At 70.4% G+C, this 18,985-nt stretch carries 17 protein-coding genes; 10 read left to right on the plus strand and 7 right to left on the minus strand.

Going from position 1 to position 18,985, the window contains the following annotated elements; translation table 11 throughout:
• Nucleotides 1-83: 83 nt before the first annotated feature.
• Nucleotides 84-1,226, plus strand: a complete 1,143-nt coding sequence (locus tag ASF94_RS04040; protein WP_056661932.1) for a sensor domain-containing diguanylate cyclase — start codon at nucleotides 84-86, stop codon at nucleotides 1,224-1,226.
• Nucleotides 1,227-1,308: 82 nt separating this feature from the next.
• Here ASF94_RS04040 and ASF94_RS04045 read toward each other — a convergent pair whose 3' ends face one another.
• Nucleotides 1,309-2,250, minus strand: coding sequence for a LysR family transcriptional regulator (locus ASF94_RS04045; protein WP_235505254.1), 942 nt, complete (start codon nucleotides 2,248-2,250; stop codon nucleotides 1,309-1,311).
• 125 nt (nucleotides 2,251-2,375) lie between these two features.
• On the opposite strand from ASF94_RS04045, the gene ASF94_RS04050 reads away from it, so the two are divergent.
• Nucleotides 2,376-3,239, plus strand: coding sequence for a class III extradiol ring-cleavage dioxygenase (locus tag ASF94_RS04050; RefSeq protein ID WP_056661935.1), 864 nt, complete (start codon nucleotides 2,376-2,378; stop codon nucleotides 3,237-3,239).
• Between the two features lie 76 nt (nucleotides 3,240-3,315).
• Here the strand turns inward: ASF94_RS04050 and ASF94_RS04055 are convergent, their stop codons facing one another.
• Complete coding sequence (locus ASF94_RS04055; protein ID WP_156382419.1) at nucleotides 3,316-3,822, minus strand: PACE efflux transporter; 507 nt, start codon at nucleotides 3,820-3,822, stop codon at nucleotides 3,316-3,318.
• 72 nt (nucleotides 3,823-3,894) lie between these two features.
• Here ASF94_RS04055 and ASF94_RS04060 point away from each other — a divergent pair, with 72 nt between their 5' ends.
• From ASF94_RS04060 to ASF94_RS04075, 4 genes are all read left to right on the plus strand, one after another.
• Nucleotides 3,895-4,791, plus strand: coding sequence for a LysR family transcriptional regulator (locus tag ASF94_RS04060; protein ID WP_056661938.1), 897 nt, complete (start codon nucleotides 3,895-3,897; stop codon nucleotides 4,789-4,791).
• Nucleotides 4,792-5,015: 224 nt separating this feature from the next.
• On the plus strand, nucleotides 5,016-7,184 hold the full coding sequence (locus ASF94_RS04065) for a TonB-dependent siderophore receptor (protein ID WP_082492971.1): 2,169 nt from the start codon (nucleotides 5,016-5,018) through the stop codon (nucleotides 7,182-7,184).
• 173 nt (nucleotides 7,185-7,357) lie between these two features.
• Nucleotides 7,358-8,275, plus strand: coding sequence for a PPK2 family polyphosphate kinase (locus ASF94_RS04070; RefSeq protein ID WP_082492975.1), 918 nt, complete (start codon nucleotides 7,358-7,360; stop codon nucleotides 8,273-8,275).
• A 144-nt stretch (nucleotides 8,276-8,419) separates the two neighbouring features.
• Nucleotides 8,420-9,073, plus strand: coding sequence for a DUF4197 domain-containing protein (locus tag ASF94_RS04075; protein ID WP_056661940.1), 654 nt, complete (start codon nucleotides 8,420-8,422; stop codon nucleotides 9,071-9,073).
• An 83-nt stretch (nucleotides 9,074-9,156) separates the two neighbouring features.
• Here ASF94_RS04075 and ASF94_RS04080 read toward each other — a convergent pair whose 3' ends face one another.
• Complete coding sequence (locus ASF94_RS04080) at nucleotides 9,157-10,101, minus strand: LysR family transcriptional regulator (protein ID WP_235505255.1); 945 nt, start codon at nucleotides 10,099-10,101, stop codon at nucleotides 9,157-9,159.
• Nucleotides 10,102-10,179: 78 nt separating this feature from the next.
• Here ASF94_RS04080 and ASF94_RS04085 point away from each other — a divergent pair, with 78 nt between their 5' ends.
• From ASF94_RS04085 to ASF94_RS04100, 4 genes are all read left to right on the plus strand, one after another.
• Nucleotides 10,180-11,184: a tripartite tricarboxylate transporter substrate binding protein gene (locus tag ASF94_RS04085; protein ID WP_056661944.1), complete on the plus strand. Its 1,005-nt coding sequence runs from the start codon at nucleotides 10,180-10,182 to the stop codon at nucleotides 11,182-11,184.
• Nucleotides 11,184-12,218: a hydroxyacid dehydrogenase gene (locus tag ASF94_RS04090; RefSeq protein ID WP_056661947.1), complete on the plus strand. Its 1,035-nt coding sequence runs from the start codon at nucleotides 11,184-11,186 to the stop codon at nucleotides 12,216-12,218. Before ASF94_RS04085 ends, ASF94_RS04090 begins: the two co-directional genes overlap by 1 nt.
• On the plus strand, nucleotides 12,215-12,958 hold the full coding sequence (locus tag ASF94_RS04095; RefSeq protein WP_082492973.1) for an RraA family protein: 744 nt from the start codon (nucleotides 12,215-12,217) through the stop codon (nucleotides 12,956-12,958). The genes ASF94_RS04090 and ASF94_RS04095 overlap by 4 nt, the downstream gene beginning before the upstream one ends.
• A gap of 224 nt (nucleotides 12,959-13,182) precedes the next feature.
• Nucleotides 13,183-14,484, plus strand: a complete 1,302-nt coding sequence (locus ASF94_RS04100; protein WP_056661951.1) for a Glu/Leu/Phe/Val dehydrogenase — start codon at nucleotides 13,183-13,185, stop codon at nucleotides 14,482-14,484.
• 188 nt (nucleotides 14,485-14,672) lie between these two features.
• On the opposite strand, the gene ASF94_RS04105 is transcribed toward ASF94_RS04100, so the two are convergent.
• The 4 genes from ASF94_RS04105 to ASF94_RS04120 form a co-directional block, all read right to left on the minus strand.
• Nucleotides 14,673-15,938 (minus strand): hypothetical protein, encoded by a 1,266-nt coding sequence (locus tag ASF94_RS04105; RefSeq protein ID WP_056661955.1) that lies wholly within the window; start codon nucleotides 15,936-15,938, stop codon nucleotides 14,673-14,675.
• 146 nt (nucleotides 15,939-16,084) lie between these two features.
• Nucleotides 16,085-16,933 (minus strand): hypothetical protein, encoded by an 849-nt coding sequence (locus tag ASF94_RS04110; RefSeq protein ID WP_235505256.1) that lies wholly within the window; start codon nucleotides 16,931-16,933, stop codon nucleotides 16,085-16,087.
• 210 nt (nucleotides 16,934-17,143) lie between these two features.
• Entirely contained in the window at nucleotides 17,144-17,725 is a 582-nt protein-coding gene (locus ASF94_RS04115) for a cytochrome b (protein ID WP_056661958.1), read from the minus strand.
• 65 nt (nucleotides 17,726-17,790) lie between these two features.
• Nucleotides 17,791-18,354 carry a TetR/AcrR family transcriptional regulator gene (locus tag ASF94_RS04120; RefSeq protein WP_200933014.1) on the minus strand — a complete coding sequence of 188 codons (564 nt, stop codon included), beginning with the start codon at nucleotides 18,352-18,354 and terminating at the stop codon, nucleotides 17,791-17,793.
• Nucleotides 18,355-18,985: the final 631 nt, after the last annotated feature.

Consider the following 18,985-nt stretch of genomic DNA (forward strand, 5'->3'; position numbering starts at 1 on the left):
CGGCGGCAGAGGGGAACCACGGCAAGGTCATGGAGCCTGGCGGCTCGCCACACAGCTCGCCCGTGCTGCTTCATCCATCGACCATGGTTCTCGACCCCTTCACCCTCCTCGTCCTCACCGCGGCCATGGCCAGCGCCTCCGCGCTCTACCTGGCCGTGGAGTGGAGCCATGTGCGCGAACGCTCCCTGCTGCTGTGGGGCGTGGGGTTCGCCATCGTCGCGGTGGGCAGCCTGATGGCGCTGCTGCGTTCCGGCGGCCATGTGCTGGTCGGGATCTGGTTGCCCAACGGCCTGCTGATCGCCGCCCACTGGCTGTTCCTGGCGGGCGTGGCCCGTTTCACCCGCACCCGGCTGCCCCGCACCTGGTGGCTGCTGGCCGTCGCCTGGCTGGCGATGCTGCTGCTGCCCGACGGGCCCGCGTGGTCCCGCGCGATGCTCGGCATCCAGTCGCTGCTGATCGCCATCGTCACCCTGGGCGCCGGGCTGCTGCTGCGCCCGCACGACGGCGCGCTGAACGTGGGCGCCGCCCAGCTGCGCGCCGTGCTGCTGGCGCACGGCCTGTTCTACCTGGCCAAGGCCGGCTCGGCCGTGATGCTGGGCGCTTTCGTCAACCTGGCCAATTTCCGGGGCACGGTCATCCTGGTGTCGCTGGTGGAAGGGGCCATCGCCATCATGCTGCTGGCCATGTCCATGATCGGCACCGAGCGGCATCGCCGCGAGCAACGCATCGCGCAGATCGCCGCCCGCGACCCGCTGACCTCGCTGGACAACCGCCGCGCGCTCTATCTGCGCGCGCCGGAACTGCTGGCACAGGCTTCTGCCGCCCAACCCGGCGCGCTGCTGCTTATCGACATCGACCATTTCAAGCAGGTCAACGACCTGTACGGCCACGATGCCGGTGACCGCCTGCTGCTGGCCCTGAGCGACTTCGTGCGCAGCGCGCTGCCCGCCGGCGCGCTCGCGGCGCGTCTGGGCGGGGACGAGTTCGTCATCCTGCTGCGCAACGCACCGGGCGCGGCCGCGCAAGCGCTGGGCCAGAGCCTGCGCGAGACATTCGCCCTGCACGCACGGACGATGTTTCCCACGCCGGACCCCGTGTCCCTGAGCATGGGCGTGATCTTGTTCGACCAGCCCGGCCTGGAGCTGTCGCACTGCCTCAAGCGCGCCGACGACGCCCTCTACGCATCCAAGCGCAACGGGCGGGACCGGATGGAAATCGTCTCTTGACCTTGCTGTGACGTTGCCGCGTGACGTTGCCGTGACGTGCGCTGGCCGCGCGCTTAGGCTCCAGCGCGCCATCCCGCAGCGGTCACGCTGCCAGCCGCTGCGCCAGGAAGTCGATGAAGCTGCGCAGCTTCAGCGGCATCTGGCGCCGGCTGGCGTACACCGCGTGCAGCGTGCGGGCGCCGCCGGTATCCACCGGCAGGCGCAGCAGCCGGCCGTGGGCCAGGTCGTCCTCCACCAGCCAGGCAGGCATGAAGGCCGCGCCGATGCCCGCCTGCGCGGCGTGGTAGCTGAGCGTGGTGTCGCTCGACTGCATCACCGCCTCGATGCGCCGGCCGAGCGCCTGCTGCAGCCCGGCGGTCAGCCGGTCTGGCGACACGTAGTTGGGCAGGATGACCGGCAGGGGCGGCGGTGCAGCAGCAGCAGAGGCCGCCGCAGAGGCAGCAGGCACCGCAGGGGCCGCGGTGCCGCCCGGGATGCCGGCGGCGGGCAGGCCCTGCAGCAGCCCGGGCACCGCGACCCAGTGGAACGCCATGGCGCAGAGCGGCCGCGCGATGAGCTGCGGCGCCGGCTCGGCAGTCATGCGCAGCGCCACGTCGAACCCGCCGGACACCAGGTCCACCATGTGGTTGTCCAGGTGCAGGTCGAGTCGCACCGCGGGGCAGGCGCGCCGGTAGTCCGCCAGCAAGGCGGCGAAGCGCGGCGTGGCGCACCACACCGGCGCGCTGATGCGCAGCTCGCCCTGGGGCTGCTGCTGGCCCTGGCCGACCGAGACGGTGGCGGCATCCAGCAGCTCCAGCGCCTGCCGGCTTTGCTCGTGGAAGGCGGTTCCTGCCTCGGTCAGGCGCATGCTGCGGCTGGTGCGGTGCAGCAAACGCGCGCCCAGCGCGCGCTCCAGCCGCGCCATGTGCTTGCTGACCATGGGCGGGGCCATGCCCAGCCGGTCGGCAGCGGCGGCGAAGCTGCCGGCTTCGACGATCGCATGGAACACGCGCATGCTGGTCAGATCGATCTCGGGTGCGGTCATGGTTGCCTGCATGGGAAACATTGCCATCACTCTACCGTCATCGATTTCCCGCGCGGGAAACCTTAAATTGGAGGCAACCCTTCCGACAACCCGCTGCACCCTGCGGCATCTGCTGGAGCCCTCCCGTGAACGCACCGTCCCCCTCCGCGACCACCCTCCCGGCGTCTTCCGCTGCTTCGGCGCCGTTGCCCACCTACTTCATCTCGCACGGCGGCGGGCCCTGGCCCTACGTGCCGGAAATGCGCCGCAGCCTGCATGCGCTGGAGTTGTCGCTGCAGGACATTCCCCGCCAGATCGGGCAGCGCCCGCGCGCCGTGCTGGTCATCTCGGGCCATTGGGAAGACGACGTCTTCGCGGTCATGGCGCACCCGCAGCCGCCCATGGTGTACGACTACTCCGGCTTTCCGCCCCACACCTACGAGGTGCGCTACGCCGCGCCGGGCGCGCCCGCGCTGGCCGACCGGGTGGCCGCGCTGATCGCCGCCGCCGGCCTGCCCACGCGGCTGGACGCCGAGCGCGGCTTCGACCATGGCACCTTCTCGCCGCTGGAGGTGATCTATCCCGAAGCCGATGTGCCGGTGCTGCAGGTATCGCTGCAGCGCGGGCTGGACCCGGCCCTGCACCTGGCGCTGGGCCGCGCCCTCGCCCCGCTGCGCAGCGAAGGCGTGCTGATCCTGGGCAGCGGGCTCAGCTATCACAACCTGCGCCGCTTTGGCGACGCGGGGCGCGCGCCCTCGGCCGCGTTCGACCAGTGGCTGCAGGACGCGCTGGTGCATGCGGCCCCCTCCGAGCGCCCCGCCCGCCTGCTGGAGTGGGCCGGCGCGCCCGCCGCGCGGCTCGCCCATCCGCGCGAAGACCATCTGATTCCGCTGATGGTGGCGGCCGGCGCAGCCGAGGGCGAGCGCGCCGACTGCGTGTATCACGAGGTGGGGGTGTATGGCGGCGTCACCGCCTCCAGCTTCCGCTTCGGCGCCGCTGCGGGCGCCTGAGCGGAAGAAAGAAGAGAGAAGGAAAGAAGGAACGAACGGCCGGCCGGCGACCGGCCGGCCCGCTTCGGCAGCGCGGTCAGGCGGCGGCGGGCGTCGCGCCCTCGGGCGCGGCCAGCGCCGATGCGGGCAGGCCGAACACACGGTCGAAGCCCCAGTTGAAGACGAAGGTGTAGACCAGGAAAAACACCAGGAGGCCGAGGTCCATCAGCAACGCCTGCCACAGGCTGACGCCGAACCACCAGGCCAGCACCGGCACCAGAACGCAGGCCAGGCCGCCCTCGAAGCCGATGGCATGGACCACCCGGCGGCCCACGGTGCGATGGCGCGATGCCTGGCGCGACTCCCAGCGCTCGAATGCCCAGTTGAAGGCCACGTTCCAGACGATGGCGATGGCCGACGCCATCACCGACACCACGCCCGCATGCCCGGCGCTCTGGCCGGTGAACACCGACAGCCCGAGGGTCGCCACGGCGATGGCGATGGCCTCGTACAGCGCGACGTAGACCACGCGGCGGCGAACGCCCTGCAGGCCGGGCGCGGCAGGAGGGGACACAGGGGAGGAGGATGCAGAAGGAACAGCCATGGGGCGCACTGTATGTGTCTGCGGCTGACATATAAAGTCAGCTTGTTTCAGTTTTTCTGATAGACGGACCCCATGGCTTTCTCTTCCGACAACGTGCACGTCTTTCTGGCGGTGCTCGACCACGGCTCGTTTTCCGCCGCCGCGCGGGCGTTGTCGCGCGTGCCCTCGGCCGTGAGCATGACCATCGCGCACCTGGAGGCCGAACTCGCCGTGCAGCTCTTCGACCGCGCCGGCCGCGAGCCGCGCCCCACGCCCGCCGCCCGGGCGCTGGAGCCCCAGGCCCGGCTCCTGGCGGGGCAGCTGCTGCAGCTCAACGCGCAGGCGCTGGCCCTGACGCAGGGCCTGGAAGAGCGCCTGACCATTGCCATCGCACCCGAGCTGCTGGCCGGGCACTGGACGGGGCCGCTGGCCGCGCTGGCTGCCGACCATCCCCTGCTGCAGGTCGAGGTGCTGGCCGCACCGCAGGCCGACGCCGTGGCCCTGCTGCACGCGGGCCGCGCCCAGCTGGCGCTGGTGTTCGAGCGCCCCAGCATCGACGGCCGCGAAGGCTTCCACGAAGTGGGCAGCGAGACGCTGGTGGCCGTCATCGCCCCGCAGCACCCGGTGATGCAGGCGGCGGGCGGCACGGCGTTGAGCGAGGTGCACCTGACGACCACCCGCCAGATCGTGGTGGCCAGCCGCGACCTGGCGCAGACCGACCCGCGCTTCGTCTTCGCGCGCCACCACTGGCGCACCGACAACCACCTGGCCGCGCTCGGTCTCATCGAGGCCGGCCTGGGCTGGGGCTGGCAGCCCCGCGCGCTGGTGGAGCCGCGCATCCAGGCCGGCACGCTGGTCGAGATGCCGTTCACCAACCTCAGCAACGGCGTGGCGCTGTGGGTGGACGTGGTGTGGTCCAAGGAGCGGCCGCAGGGGCTGGGCGCGCGGCGCTTCGTCGAGCTGATGGGGCGCGTGGCCGGCAACGGCTGACGAGCGGGTCGGCGCTGCGGTGCCGCCGGCGGCCCCCGGGGCGCGGGCCAGGGCGCGTCCCGGGGCGCGTGCGGGGATGGGCGCAGGGACTGTGGTTTTCCTGCATCAGGCAATGCGAGTATTTCTCATTTGCAACTTACAATTCCGCCCCGTCCGTTCCCTCACCTTCCACCACTCCAACCCTCTGCCACGCGCAGGCGCCTTGCGCCGCTGCGCATACGTCCATGTCCGTCCTCTCCGCTTTCCGCGCCCCCCAGGCCGCGCGCACGCCCTGCGTTTCCTTCACCCACACCGCGCAGGCCGCGTTCGTGCTCTGCGCCGGCTGGGCCGCCCTGGCCGCCCAGGCCGCAGAACCCGCCGCCGACGCGGCCACCGCCACCCTGCAGGAAGTGCGGGTGCAGGACGCCACCGATGCCGGCAGCTACCAGGGCGCGCAGCGCAACACCGCCGCCACCCGCACCGACACGCCCCTGATCGAAACGCCGCAGGCCGTGCGCGTGGTGTCCCGCCAGCTGATCGAGGACCTGGGCGCCAACCGGCTGGCCGACACGGTGGACTACGTGAGCGGCGTCACCCGCCTGAACGACTTCGGCGGCACCTGGGACAACTACGCCATCCGCGGCTTCAGCAACACCGACGGCGGCTCGCTGCTCAACGGCTTCGCCTCGGGCCGCGGCTACGGCCCCATGCGCGACATGGCCACAGTGGAGCGGGTCGAGTTCCTCAAGGGCCCGGCGGCCGCGCTCTACGGCAGCAGCGAGCCCGGCGGCACGCTCAACATCGTCACCAAGAAGCCGCAGTTCACCGCCGCGCACAAGGCCGGCCTGGAGATCGGCACGCTGGGCATGCGCCGCGCCACGCTGGACACCACCGGCCCCATCACCCAGAACCTGGCGTACCGCCTGAACGTGGCCGCCGAGGACGGCGCCAGCCGCACCAGTCTGGTGGACAGCCACAAGTACGTGGTCGCCCCGTCGTTCGCCTGGACGCTGAACGCCGACACCGTGCTGCAGTACGAGGCGGAATTCATCCGCATCCGCACGCCGCTGGACCGCGGCACCATCCAGATCGGCGGCAACGCCCTGGCGCTGCCCGGCGACCGCTTCCTGGGGGAACCCAACCGCGGCAAGCTGCATGTGACGGGCGACACGCACCAGCTCACGCTGGACCACGATCTGGGCCAGGGCTGGCGCACCCGCCTGGGCGCGTCGTACCGTGAAACCGAGTTCTACGGCGACGCGATCGACCTCAACAGCACCCTGCTGGCCGACAACCGCACGCTGCGCCGGCGCGACAGCTGGCGCACCCTGCCTTCGCGCGACGTGTCGCTGCAGGCCGAGGTGGAAGGCAAGGTCACCACCGGCAGCCTGCGCCACACGCTGCTGGCGGGGGTGGAGTCGTGGCGGCTCTTCGCCGGCCAGTACGGCATCTATTCCAACCCGGCCACCGCGCCCTACGCCATCGACGTCTATCAGCCCACCTATGGCGTGGGCCGCACGGCGCCGCTCGCGCCGCTCTTCGACACGGTGGACCACCAGCGCGCAACGGGCCTGTTCCTGCAGGACCAGATCGATCTGACCGAGCGCTGGAAGCTGCTGGCCGGGGTGCGCTTCGACCGCTTCCACCAAAGCCTGGACGACCGCCTGGCGCGGACGAACACCTCGCAGCAGCACTCGTCCACCTCGCCGCGCGTGGGGCTGAGCTATCTCTTCACGCCCGACACCTCGGTCTACGTCTCCTACGGCCGCTCGTTCCGTCCCAACGCCGGCGGCGACGCGGCCGGCAACGCCTTCGCGCCCACCGAAGGCAAGGCGCTGGAAGCGGGCGCCAAGTGGCAGTCGGCCGACCAGCGCCTGAGCGCATCGACGGCGGTGTTCGACATCCGCAAGACCAACGTGCTCACGCGCGACCCGAACAACGCCAACTTCAGCGTGGCGGCCGGCGAGGTGCGCAGCCGCGGCATCGAGGCCGACGTGTCCGGCAAGCTGGACGCGCACTGGCGCCTGACGGCCAATGCCGCCTACACGGACACCGAAGTGCTGCGCGACAACAACCCCGCGCTGCTGGGCAGGCGCCTGCTGGGCATTCCCCGCGTGAGCGGCGGCGTCTTCGCCATCCGGGAAGACCGCCTCGCCTCCGGCGGCCGCTACGGTGTGGGCGGGGGCCTGGTGCATGTGGGCGAGCGCACCGCCACGGCCACCGACACCTACCGCCTGCCGGCCTACACCACCGCCCGCCTCACGGCCTATTGGCAGATCGACCCGCGCACGCGGCTCACGCTGGACGTGCACAACCTGTTCGACAAGCACTACGCCGCTTCGTCCTGGGGCGCACTCACCGTCATGCCGGGCCTGGGCCGGCAGGTGGTGGCGGGGCTGCAGTACAGCTTCTGACGTACGGGCGGACAGACGGGCGGGCGGGCGGTTGGGGCGAAATCACCCGCTTGCGCCCGCCATCAAAGGGTCGTGTGCTATATATCTAATAGCATGTGGCCGCGTCCGTGGCGCTACCGCTGCCGGCCCGCGCCGACAGCGCATCGCCCCCGGCCCGCGCCACAATGGCCGGCATGAAAAAAGCCGCTTCCGCCTCCTCACCGTCGCCTTCCCCGTCGCCTTCCCCCCAGCTGTTCCCCGCGTTCGCGCTGCCCGATGACGCCCTGGCGCAGCGCTGGCGCGACTGGCAGCCGGGCCGCCCGGGCGCGGTGGACGGCGACTTCGACCTCTCCGCCTTCGACCCCTCCGCCAAGCCCTTCTCGCAGGGCGCCAAGGCCGGCGACAAGGCGGCGGTGCTGGACCTGGCGGATGCGCTCGACGGCCTGCAGAACCTGTTCTACGCCGACCGGCGCTTCAAGCTGCTGGTGCTGCTGCAGGGCACCGACACCTCCGGCAAGGACGGCACGGTGCGCGGTGTGTTCGGCCGCACCAGCCCGCTGGGCGTGCGCGTGGTCGGCTGGAAGGCGCCCACCGAGGTCGAGCGCGCGCACGACTACCTCTGGCGCATCCACGCGCAGATGCCGGCGGCCGGCGAGATGGTGGTCTTCAACCGCAGCCACTACGAAGACGTGCTGGTGCCCGTGGTGCAGGAATGGATCACCCCGCAGCAGCACGCCCAGCGGCTGGCGCACATCAACGACTTCGAACGCATGCTGGCCGAGACCGGCACCATCATCCTCAAGTTCATGCTGCACATCGGCAAGGACGAGCAGCGCGAGCGCCTGCAGGCGCGGCTGGACGACCCCGCCAAGCACTGGAAGTTCGAGATGGGCGACATCGCCGCACGCAAGCAGTGGGACGGCTACCAGCGCGCCTACCAGACGCTGCTGGCCGCCACGCACACGCCCTGGGCGCCCTGGACCATCGTGCCCGCCAACTCCAAGACCCACCGCAACCTGATGATCGCCACCGTGCTGCACGCGGTGCTGGACAACCTGGGCCTGCGCTACCCCGACGGTGACCCGGCACTGGCGGATTTCAAGGTGGAGTGAGGGCGCAGCGGCCCGGCACCGGCGTCGCCCCGGGGCGCGGCGGTAACGCCCTGCCGCGGCGCACGGCCCTGCCGCGGGGCGGCCACGCCCGCGCGGCGCAGAATGGCAGGCCTGCCCCTGTCCCTGTTCCGAGGAGCCTCCGCCATGCCCTTTTTTCCGCGTGCCCTCTCGCTGCCCGCCGTCGCCATCGTCGCCTGCGCCGCGCTCGCCCTACCGGCGGCGGCGCAACTGCCCAGCTTCGGCATCAAGCCGCTGCTGGGCCAGGCGTCCGACGCCGCACTCGACAAGCTGGCGCAGCCCGGCGCCTTTTCGTCCGACGCCGCCATCCGCATCGCCCTGCCCGCCGCCGGCCACAAGAACGTCGGCAAGCTGCTGGAACTGGCCCAGCAGTCGGGCCTGTCGGCCAACCTCGACGCCGCCCTGAACCGCGCCGCCGAACAGGCCGCCGCGCAAGCCAAGCCCATCTTCCGCGCCGCCATCGACTGCGCCACCCTGAACGATGCCATCGACATCGCCCGGGGCGGCGCCACCGGCGCCACCGACTATCTGCGCAAGAGCACCGGCCCGCAGATCGCCGCCCAGCTGCAGCCGCTGGTGCGCAGCGCGCTGCAGGGCAGCGGCGTGCTGCAAAAAACGGCGCAGCTCTCGGCCCTGGGCTTCGACGAGGCGCGGCTGACCGACTACGTGGCCGGCAAGACGGCCGACGGCATCTTCACCTACGTCGGGCGCGAGGAAACCCGGCTGCGGCAGGACCCTATCGGCGCGGGCACGCAGTTGCTCAAGGGGTTGAAGTTCTGAGACGGCCGGCTCCGCGTCATGCGCCACTGCGTGGGCAGCAGCGGATGGCGGATGGCAGAGGCCGGATGGTGGATACGGGGGCGTCACGAACAGCCCTCTGCGATCAGCGCCTCGCCACGCGACCGCAGCAGCGTCACCAATCGCCGCGCGGCAGGCGAGAGGTAGCCTCCCCGGCGGTGGGTGACCCCCAGTGTGCGAATCAGCGTGGTGGCAGCAAGCGGCACCTCGCGCAGCGCACCGTGGCGGGCTTCCGCCAGCGTGCGGCGTGACACGAAGCTCAGCAGCCCCGTGCGCGCAATCAGCGCCGGAAGCAAGGGAATCGAGTTGGCGCTGACTTGCACGCGGGGGGCGGCCAGGCCGTGCGCCTGGAACACCGCCTCCAGCCACTGGCGGCTCGGAATGCCCGCCGCCGGCAGAGCCCAGGGGTAGTCCAGCAACGCGGCCAGCGTCACCTCCGGCAAGGCGAACACCGGGTGGCCGGGGTGGCTCGCCACCACGACCGCGTCCTCAAAAATGGGGTGCGTCTCGAAATGGGTGTCGGACAGGGGCACTAGGCCAATCAGCAAATCGATGCCGCCTTCGGCGAGGCGCTGGCGCAGCTCCATGCTCGGTCCCACGGCGATGTCGATGGTGGTGCGCGGCGCTTCCTGCAGCAGCAGCTGGCAGAGCGCGGGCAGCACCCGGTCGGCGGCGATGGGGCCGCTGCCGATGCGCACGTGGCCCGCGTTGCCCTGGGCGAAATCGGTCACCTCGCGCAGGGCCTCGTCACTGGCACTGCGCAGCACACGGGCGCGCGCCTGCAGCACCTCCCCCACGGCCGTCAGGCGAATGCCTCGCCCGGCGCGTTCGAACAGCGGCGCGCCGAAGGCCGCTTCCAGCCGCTGGATGGATTTGGTGAGGGCCGGTTGCGTGCGGCCCAGGCGATCGGCCGCCTGGCCCAGATGGCCCAGTTCTGCCACTACCTCGAAGTAGCTCAGATCGCGCAGGTTCACGGCCATGGGATTCATCACCAAAAAGAATGGGTGCATGAATCTTATCCAATGGACGGGAATGAATCGCCCTTCCAGAATGCGCCGCACAACCAACCACCAACGGAGACAACCGCCATGGCCATCCAACGCCGCGCCTTTCTCGGCGCATCTGCCGCCCTGCTGGGCGCCAGCGCCGCCACACCGTGGCCCGCATGGGCGCAGCCTGCCGCAACGGGCGCCTGGCCGCAGCGCCCCATCCGCCTGATCGTTCCCTTTCCTCCGGGCGGCAGTGCCGACTTCCTGGGGCGCCTGGTGGCCGACCGTCTGAACATCACCGCCGGCTGGACCGTGGTGGTGGACAACCGCGCGGGCGCTGCGGGCAACATCGGGCTGGACGCGGTGGCCCGCTCGGCGCCCGACGGCTATACGCTGGGCATCGGTCAGACGGCCAACCTGGCCATCAACCCATCGCTCTACGCCAGGATGCCGTTCGACCCGCTGAAGGACCTGGTGCCGGTGGCCCTCGTCGCGTCGCAGCCGATGGTGGTGACCGTCAAGGCCGATTCGCCCCACCGCACGCTGGCCGCGTTGCTGGCCGCGGCGAAGGCGGGCAGCGAGCCGCCCCGTGTGGCTTTCGCCGGCAATGGAACGGTGGCGCACCTGACTATCGAGCTGATCGAGCGCCGCGCGGGCGTGCGCTTGGTGAACGTGCCGTACAAGGGTGCCGGCCCGGCGGTGAACGACCTGCGTGCCGGGCATGTGGACTTTTTCATCGGCAACACCGTGGCCGTGCTCGGGCCGATCCAGGGTGGCAGCCTGCGGGCGCTGGCGGTCACCTCACCCGCGCGGCTGAAGACGCTGGCCGACGTGCCCACCATGGCCGAGTCCGGCTTCCCCGGCTTCGACGCGCAGACCTGGTCGGGCGTGGTGGCGCCGGTCGGCGTGCCTCCCGCCATTCTGGAGCGCGTGCATGCGGAGGTGAACCGCGTCATCACGCAGCCAGAGGTACTGGCCAAGTTCGCTGCAGAGGGCAGCACGCCGGCAGCCGGGCAGAGCATGCAGCAGTTCGCCGCGCTGGTGCGCGAGCAGCACCGCACCTGGGGCGACCTGGTGCGCCAGGCGAAGATCCAGATCGAATGATGGACGGCGCCTCTCATTCCACCCCGACGCGTGCCTTCACGGTGCTGGTGACCGCGCCAGCGCTGGCGCCTTCGGGCGCCGCACTGCTGGCCGATGCTGGCTGCCACGTGCTGTACCTGTCCGCGGATGGCGAGGCTGGCGATGCCGATCTCACCCGCCTGCTGGCGACCGTGGCGGTCGATGCCATCATCTCCCGCACCGCCATGCTCACGGCCGCGCAGCTGGGCTCCTGCCCCACGCTGCGCGTCGTCTGCAAGCATGGCGTGGGGGTGAGCAATATCGATGTGGCGGCCGCCAGTGCGCTGGGCATTCCGGTGTGCGTGACGCCCGGTGCCAACGCGCAGTCGGTTGCGGAGCTGACGTGGGGGCTGATCTTTGCCGCGGCGCGCCGCATCGCCTGGATGGATGGCGAGTTGCGTGCGGGCCGCTGGTCGCGCGCGCAGGACGGCCTGCAGCTGCAGGGGCGCACGCTGGGTCTGGTGGGCCTGGGAGACGTAGGCCAGCGTGTGGCGCGCGTGGCACTGGCGCTGGGCATGCCGGTCGTCGCCTTCGACCCGGCTCGGCGCACCCTGCCTGCCGGACTCGAGGGCGTGCACCTGCTTGCGGCGATCGACGACGTGGTACGGGCAGCCGATGTGCTGAGCCTGCATGTGCCCTTGAACGCGGCCACGCGCGGGTTGATGCATGCGGAACGCATCGGCCGCATGCCCAGGGGCGCCGTGCTCATCAACACCGCCCGCGGCGAGGTGGTGGACGAGCCCGCCCTGATCGCTGCGTTGCAAAGCGGCCACCTGTTCGCCGCCGGGCTGGACACGATGGCCACCGAACCCTTGCCTGCGCACAGCCCGCTGCTGTCGCTGCCGCAGGTCGTGCTGTCTCCGCACGTGGGCGGCTCCACGCCTGCCGCGCTGGATGCGATGGCCAGCGGCGCGGCGCGCACGGTGCTGGCCGCATTGACCCAGGGCCGCATCGATCCTGCCTGCTGCGTCAACCCACAGGTCCTTTCCCTATCCTCTTGCCGAGCCATGCCATGACGACCCGATCCATCGCCTCCTCTGCCTCCATCGCCCCCACTGCGCCCGGCGCCTCGACGGGTGACTGGCCGCCCGGCTACCGCATCGGCCCCAGGGCACCCCGCCTGCCGGACGAGCTGATCGCGGCTTTCAGAACCATCCCGGTCGCCGTCGCCGGGGACTGCATGGGCCGCAGCGTGGGCGCCACCGGACTGCATGGCTATCACGAAGACCTGGGTGCCGTGCTGTGCGGGCCGGCTGTCACCGTGCGTGTGCGCCCGGGCGACAACCTGATGATCCACAAGGCGCTGATGCTGGTGCAGCCGGGCGACGTGCTGGTCATCGACGGCGGCGGCGACGTGACCCAGGCGTTGATGGGAGGGCTGATGCGCACGACCTGCCTGGTCAAGCAGCTCGGTGGACTGGTGATCGACGGCGCCCTGCGCGACCGTCTGGAATGGGCCGAGGGTGGCCTGCCCGTGTTCGCGCGTGGCCACACGCACCGCGGGCCTGCAAAGGAAGGGCCGGGCGAGATCAATGTGCCCGTGGCCTGCGCGGGCCTGTCCGTGCTGCCAGGCGATCTGGTGCTGGGCGACGCCGACGGGGTGATCGCGATTCCTGCTGCCGATGCAGCACTGGTACTGCAGCGCGCCCGGCTCCACCTGGAAAAGGAAGCGAGCATCCGCGCTGCCAACCTCGCCGGCACGTCAGACCCGGAACGATTCGACGCCGCGCTGCGCGCCAAGGGGCTGCCGGTCTGAGGACGGAGAGCCGCTGGCAAGTCGCCTGCAGCAGGCCACGAACGCCCGCCCCGCCATCACTCGGTGCTATCAAGTTGCAGCGCTGGGCCGGCTGGCCGACCGCCGGATGGGAAGTCGCAGGGTTATGCGTCAGGTGCATAACCCTGTAACACTCCGGCCTTGGACAGGGTGAAACGGCAGGCATACAGTCCCTCCCACCACAACCTCCGATCCGCAAGGAACCCATGTCGAACACCCCCGACACCCTGGACCAACACCCCGTGCCCTCCTACCTTCAGGCCGACCATCTCGGCCCCTGGGGCAACTACCTGCAGCAGGTGGATCGCGTCACGCCGTACCTCGGCAGCCTGGCGCGTTGGGTGGAAACGCTGAAGCGCCCGAAGCGCATCCTGATCGTCGACGTGCCCATCGAACTGGACAACGGCACCATCGCCCACTACGAAGGCTACCGGGTGCAGCACAACCTGAGCCGCGGCCCCGGCAAGGGCGGCGTGCGTTTCCACCAGGACGTGACGCTGTCCGAAGTGATGGCCCTGTCGGCCTGGATGTCGGTGAAGAACGCCGCCGTGAACGTGCCGTACGGCGGCGCCAAGGGCGGCATCCGCGTCGATCCCAAGAAGCTCTCGCGCGGCGAGCTGGAGCGCCTGACGCGCCGCTACACCAGCGAGATCGGCCTGCTGATCGGCCCCTCCAAGGACATTCCCGCTCCTGACGTGAACACCAACGGCCAGGTCATGGCCTGGATGATGGACACGTACTCGATGAACGTGGGCGCCACCGCCACTGGCGTGGTCACCGGCAAGCCGGTGGACCTGGGCGGCTCGCTCGGCCGCGTGGAAGCCACCGGCCGCGGTGTCTATACCGTGGGCGTGGAAGCCGCCAAGCTCACCGGCCTGCCCATCGACGGTGCGCGCGTGGCCGTGCAGGGCTTCGGCAACGTGGGCGGCATCGCGGGCAAGCTGTTCGCCGAGGCGGGCGCCAAGGTCGTCGCCGTGCAGGACCACACCGGCACCATCCTCAACCAGGGCGGCATGGACGTGCCCGCGCTGCTGGAGCATGTGAAGAAGACCGGCGGCGTGGGCGGTTTCGCTGGTGCCGAGGCCATGGCCAAGGAAGACTTCTGGGGCGTTCCGTGCGAGATTCTCATCCCCGCCGCGCTGGAGAACCAGATCACCAAGGACAACGCGGGCCAGATCAAGGCCAAGCTGGTGATCGAAGGCGCCAACGGCCCCACCACCACCGAGGCCGACGACATCCTGGCCGACAAGGGCGTGCTGGTGCTGCCCGACGTGATCGCCAACGCCGGCGGCGTGACCGTGAGCTACTTCGAGTGGGTGCAGGATTTCTCCAGCTTCTTCTGGAGCGAGGACGAGATCAACGCCCGCCTGGTGCGCATCATGCAGGAGGCCTTCGCCGGCATCTGGCACGTTGCCCAGGAGCACAAGGTGACGCTGCGCACCGCCACCTTCATCGTGGCCTGCCAGCGCATCCTGCACGCGCGGGAGATGCGCGGCCTGTATCCATGATTCCCTGATTCCCTGATTTCCCGATCCGTGGACGCCGCCGGTGTCGATGTCTCCATCGACACTGCGGCGCAGGTCGCCAGGCAAGCCGCGCAGGCTTCGCCCGGTGCATCGACCGCCAGCGCCTTGCCAGGCCTGGCGGTTTTTTTCTGGCCCACACCCTGCGGCATGCCGCAAGGCGGGGCTGGGATTCAAGGCGAGCGGGTCGGCGGGTTTTCCAGCCGCTGCACTTCACCCGCAGGCGCCACGCGCATCGCGAGGCAGAAGGGCTGCAGGCACGCCGCCCGGCCGGCATAGGGGCAGCCGGGGGCGTCGCAGTTTTCGGCGCGGCGGCCCGGGTCGTCGTCGCCCTCGGGCGGGCGCCAGCCGCCGGCCTGCAGCGCGGCCATCTGCAGCCAGGGGTCGGCCAGGCGCGGGTCGCGTCCGTAGACGGTGGCGGCCTGGCTGGCGAGCCAGGGGGCGAAGTCGACCGACAGCAGCGCGCTGGTCGCGGCGTTCGGACTGCCGCGCCCTGCTGCAGCGTCGGCCGACTGCAGCACCAGGGCATACAGGCCCGAGGTGAGCGCCTGGGGCCGGCCGGCGAAGGCTGCGGTCAGCCCGCCCTGCGGGGCCGCAGCAGCGCCGCCGCCACTGCTGCCGCTACCGGGGGCTGCGGCCATGCGCGCATCGTTCCCGGGGGCCGCAGGCGCCCGCGTAGCGGCCTGGGATTCCGCCCAGGCGGCCGGTACGCGCAATGCCAGGGAAAAGGCCCGCGAGCCTTCTGCCGTGTGCACCGCGCCCTGCCCCACCAGCCAGGTGCGCAGCGGCGGCAGGCCAGCAGGGTCGTCCGCCAGCCACTCCGGCAGGCCTGCCGGCCAGGGCTGCGCGGCCACGATCCGCTGCGCCGGGCCGGTCGCGGTCAGCTGACGCACCAGTGCGTCCAGCATCTGGCGCACCGGCGCGGCGACGCCCGCCGTGGGCCACCCGGCGCCACGCAGAGCGGCGGTTGGCAGGCCGGCGGCGCCCGGCGTGACGGAACTGCGGTCCGCCCCTCCGGTCGACGGCGCGGCACGCCGGCCGGCCGATCCGCCCGATCCACGTGCGGCAGCGTCGCCAATGGTGATGGAAGGCAAGGCCGAAGCGGTCATCGTCATGCCGCTGCGGGGCTGCCCGGGCAGGCCCGCCTGCCGGGCCTCCTCATCCCGCAGGCTTCCCTGTGCCTGCGCTGACAGGCTGACGCGGTCGGCCTGCGCGGGCACCGGCAAGGGGGGCGGCACGGCAGCCGTCGCCACCGACGGTGTCGGCGCGCCCTGCGGCAGCGCGGTGAAGGCAGGCTCCGCGGCTCCCGCCTGCGCGCCTTGGCCTGCGCCGCCGGAACGCTGCGCAAGCAACAGGGTCTGCCGCTGCAGCGCGGCTTCGGCCAGCGCCAGGGCGGCCGGCGCAGCGGGCGTGCGGGGTGGGTCGATGGAAGAGGCCATGCGGTTCGGTAGGCGGCGCGGACGACGACGGGTCGGGGCAGCAGCCCCTACCATGCCTGGCGCCGCCCTGCGCCGCAAGCCCTGCCGCGCAGTCAGGCGGCGAGGCCCTCCCGCAACCGGCCCCCAAGAGGCCGGGGACGGGTGCGTTACTGGACGATCCCGAACTGCGCCAGGTAGCTGATGTGGTCCAGCAGCGCAGCCGGGTTGCCAGGCTCTGCGTCGGCATCCTTGTAGACGATCCCGGTGCCCTTGCCGCCGGGCGTGGTGATTCGGCGCACCGACAGCATCTGTTGCGTGCTGCTCGAAGACGCCACCGAGTAACCCTCGCCCTCGTTGACGCTGTAGACCATCAGATAGGAGCGCAGCAGCGTGCCCGCGCTGCTCACCTTCACGCACAGCACGCTGCCTGCCAGGCTGCCGCTCACCTGGTGCTCGCAGCCGAAGCGGCCCGCCGAGTCCGCCATGAGGCCGTTGCCGGTATCGGTGCGCCGCAGCGGAACCCGCAGCTCGACAAAATCGGTCTGCAGCCCCTCGGAGCCCATGGAGTTGAACGTCCAGAGGCCACGCAGGCTTTCCTGAACCGCGCCGTAGCCGAAGTTGAAGCGGCTGATGGCGACTTCCCGCTCGCCTGGGAACGTGATGAAGCCGGTGATGCCCGAGGTGAACCGCACGGTGACGTTGCCCGGGCTGCCGGTCTGCACGCCGGAACGCGCGCCGCTGCCGAAGGAACGGCCGTTGCGGTACTGGTTCAGCGGCGCGGTGACCGTGTCGTTCACCATGTCGCCGACGGCCAGATAGAAGGTGGGCTGACCCGAGGCTTCATAGGCGTACATCTGCATGACGAACGTGTTGCTCTGCACGTCGATGCTGAGGCCCCGGCCAGGCTCGCCATTCAGTTCGGAACTGACCACCCAGGTTCCGGCCTGCGGCGCGAACGCCTGAGCCACACCTGCAAAAGCCAACAGCGCTGCAGCGCCCATTTTTTTTGAAATCACATCTTCTCCTTGTTAAGCCTCCCTACGAGGCACAACATTTATACCGGAGGATTTCATTTTGTTGCAATCGGGATTTGCGGTCGATTGGCCGGGCCTATGGCCGGGTCTAGGACTGGATCTATGGCTGGGCCATGAACGAGTCGGTGTCGGAGCGCCATCTGGTGGATGCGGCGGATGCGGCGGACGGATCCCCGGCGGTCCGACGACCGCTCAATCCCGCCCGGGCAGCATGCGCACCAGCACGTCGTCGCGCCGCACCCGGTGGTGGTAGAGCGCTGCGGCCACATGCAGCAACACCACGGCCCAGGCCACGTACTGGCCGATGAAGTGGTGTACGGCGTCGACAGGCGCCTCGAACGTTTCCCAGTCCATTCCCCAGGTGCGGCTGATCCAGCCGAAGAGGGCGGTGTCATTGAAGCCGGTCACGGTGAAGAGGCCGAAGTCGGTCGGTGCGCCGGTGCCGATATAGCCGGTGAGCGGCATCACGATCAGCAGGCCGTACAGCCCCAAGTGCGCGGCATGAGCCAGGGCGTGTTCCAGCGGCGGCCCGGGCGGGTCCTGCGGCTGGGTGTCCCACAGCCGCCAGAACAGCCGCGGCAGCACCAGGAAGCCGACCAGCAGGCCCAGCACCCAGTGGATGTTGAGCACCGGCAGCGAGGCGTCCGACGTGTCGTCCATGAACCAGATCACGTAATAGACCACGGCGTAGGCGCCGATGAAGGCCGCCGCGCTGGTCCAGTGGAAGAATTTTGCAAGCGTCCCGAAGCGGGTCGCGGTATTGCGCAACGGCATGGCGGTGTGTTCCTGGGGGAAGAAAAAAAGGTGAAGGAATGCGGTCCGCGCCGATGCGGGCGCCCTCAGCGGGCCAGCAGCCCGCCCAGCAGTCGGTCGAGCCCATCGAGCGACTGGGCCAGGCGCACGGCCGGATCGCCGTCGGGCTCGGCGATCCAGAAAGACGCCTCGGTCACCGCGCCGTACAGCATCCGGGCCGTCACCCCCGCGTGCACGGGGGCCACGGTGCCTGCCGCCACCAAACCCTGGATCGCATCTTCCAGCGCCGCGATGGCGACCGACTGCGCGACCTGCGGCACGTCGCCAAAGACGGCGCGGGCATCCTGCAGGATGATCCGCCGGATCTCGGGCACCAGCGCCAGTTCCAGGTAAGTGCGGCAGCGGCGGCGCAAGCCTTCCCACGGGCTCGGCGCCGCATCGGACACCGCGCGCAGCCGCTCGCCCACCTCGGCCTCGATCTGCTCGATGACCGCCGCGAGCAGGCCCTGCTTGCTGCCGAAGTGGTGATAGAGGGCGCCGCGGGTGAAGCCGGCCTCCCCTGTGAAATCGTCCATGGAGGTCGCGGCATAGCCGCGCTCTGCGAACGCCCGGCGTGCTGCGGCCACCAGGCTGGCGCGCGTCTCCGCCATCGTCTCGGCGCGCTTGCGGCGCTGGGGCTTCAAGGGGGTCGCGACGGAGGGCAGTGCATCTGGCATACGGTTCGTATGTTAATTCACATACGCAGCGTATGCCAGATCATTCGGGAGGTAGCCCGTGCATTCACTCCCACACCCCCGACCTTCGGCGCGTTTCTCCATCAGGCGGAGCGCTTGGCTACTTGAAGTTGAAGTCGCGCGCGATCAGCACGCCCTGCGGCAGCACGATGTAGAGGTGACCGTCCACACCGTATTTGAGATGTTGCACCGTAGGCAGTCGATACTTCGAAGGCTCGTTCAGAAAGTCTCCCGGCGTGGCGGCGGTAGCAGTGCCCGTGAGACGTGTTACCACGCCGCTGCTAGTCACCCGATAGAGGATGCTTTCGGTTGCCATCCAATCACGCATGGCTAGGACGATATCGTCGCCGACGACCGTGAAGGTTTCGATGGTCTTGGGGACTCCAGGAAACGTGTAGTCAACAAGCCCGAAATCTACTTTTTTGCCATCGGCCAGCCTGTGCCATGTGGGAACCTCTCAAAACCCTGCCACTCCCTTGTTCACCGACAAGACCTGAGCCGTCCTCCTTGCCATGATCTCTCCTCGCAGCGCCTTGAAGTTCGATCG

Origin of the sequence: Acidovorax sp. Leaf160 (assembly GCF_001424265.1) — a bacterium.
Taxonomy (GTDB): domain Bacteria; phylum Pseudomonadota; class Gammaproteobacteria; order Burkholderiales; family Burkholderiaceae_C; genus Paracidovorax.